Genomic DNA, 1,484 nt, shown 5'->3' on the forward strand with positions numbered 1-1,484 from the left:
CGGCCCGGCGGCTCCAACTGGCCCCACAGGCCCCTGCGGCCCAACAGCGCCATCAGCACCAGCCGCGCCAGCAGGCCCAACGGGTCCTTGCGGGCCAGCCGCTCCCACGGGGCCAGCAGGTCCCACAGGCCCTTGGGGCCCAACAGCTCCATCAGTTCCAGCAGGCCCAACAGGTCCAACAGGTCCAACCGGCCCGGCGGGGCCGGCAGGCCCTACAGCGCCAGCAGGCCCGATCGGCCCTACAGGTCCAACCGGCCCGGCCGCTCCTACAGGTCCGGCAGGCCCTTGTGGTCCAACGGCTCCATCAGCGCCCGTAGGCCCGATCGGCCCAACCGGTCCAGCTGGCCCTTGTGCTCCGGCAGGCCCGGTAGCGCCGGCAGGTCCCACAGGGCCAATAGCACCCACAGGTCCCACAGGTCCGGCAGGCCCTTGCGGACCGGCAGGGCCAGGGTTACCGTTCGCAGCAAATTGTGCAAAGGGAACGCTCATGAGCTGGTTGGTCCCCAATGTCTGGAAACCGCCGCCCGTATTCACTTCCACTTGAAGGAACTGGTTGGCGTTGCCCCAGGGAACACCGGCGAAAGTACCGGTAACAGGCGTACCGCGCCCCACCTGCAAAGTGAACAGGCCGATGGCATTGGTGGCCGTATTATGTGTTTCCTGGTATTGCATGGCGCCGTTGGGGCCGCCACCGCGTACGGAAAACCGTACGCTCACTGCCTGATTGGCCAGCACTGTGCCGTTACTGTTTCGCGCAACTGCCTGGTAATTGATGCCCGACAGGCCCGACTGGGCGTAACTGCCCAGCGCGATCGTCATGCAAATGAATATGGTGAATAACGTTTTCTTCATCGTGCTCAGTTTTTAGGGGTATTTACTTTGGCTTTCTCATAATGGAGCGAAGGTTCCTTGCCTTGCGCATTGAGGTCAACGGGCTTTACAGCGGCAGCTTTATCGCTTTCTTTTTTCGCAGCGTCCGCACCTGATGCGTTGGATGGAAGCTGTGTTGCGCCTGTATTCTTGTTCAGGGGCTGGCTCTTTTTGAAGGTAGTTGCCGGGCCCGATGGGCTGCCGGGGAAAATGTGTTGCCGCAAAGCCTGTTTACTGGTAATGAGTGCTTCCGGAGATTTGGCCGTTTGGGTTTTGAATGTTTTCGGGATGCCTTCCTTGAATAGCCGTTCTTTAATGCTGCGGCCATCTTCGGGCGCTTTTTGGGCGTATGCTCCGGCAAATACGGTAAGGAGCAGGAGGGAAGTGAGTATGAAAAATCTGTACATGGATAGGTGATTTATCATTGAAAAGAAAGGTTTCGGTTATTTGTTATCCCTGAAAGGGGTGTACATAATGGTGAAGTTCATGCTCTTTCGCTGGCGGAGGCTTCCTCCGGTGGGCACGAGGTAGGCGAAGTCGAGCTGGAATCCCTGCACCCTCACGCCGAAGCCCGCCGAGAACTGCTGCCGGTTGCCTTTGGCGGGGTCTTCGTA

At 59.5% G+C, this 1,484-nt stretch carries 1 protein-coding gene and 1 pseudogene; both read right to left on the reverse strand.

What is annotated here, in order from left to right; all coding sequences use genetic code 11:
* Nucleotides 1–852 (reverse strand): annotated as a pseudogene (locus ACQKLP_RS26540) (hypothetical protein); the annotation flags it as partial.
* A gap of 5 nt (nt 853–857) precedes the next feature.
* Entirely contained in the window at nt 858–1,277 is a 420-nt protein-coding gene (locus ACQKLP_RS26545; protein WP_427326253.1) for a hypothetical protein, read from the reverse strand.
* Between the last annotated feature and the right edge of the window lie 207 nt (nt 1,278–1,484).

Source organism: Chitinophaga sp. NPDC101104 (genome assembly GCF_050277495.1).
Taxonomy (GTDB): Bacteria; Bacteroidota; Bacteroidia; order Chitinophagales; family Chitinophagaceae; genus Chitinophaga.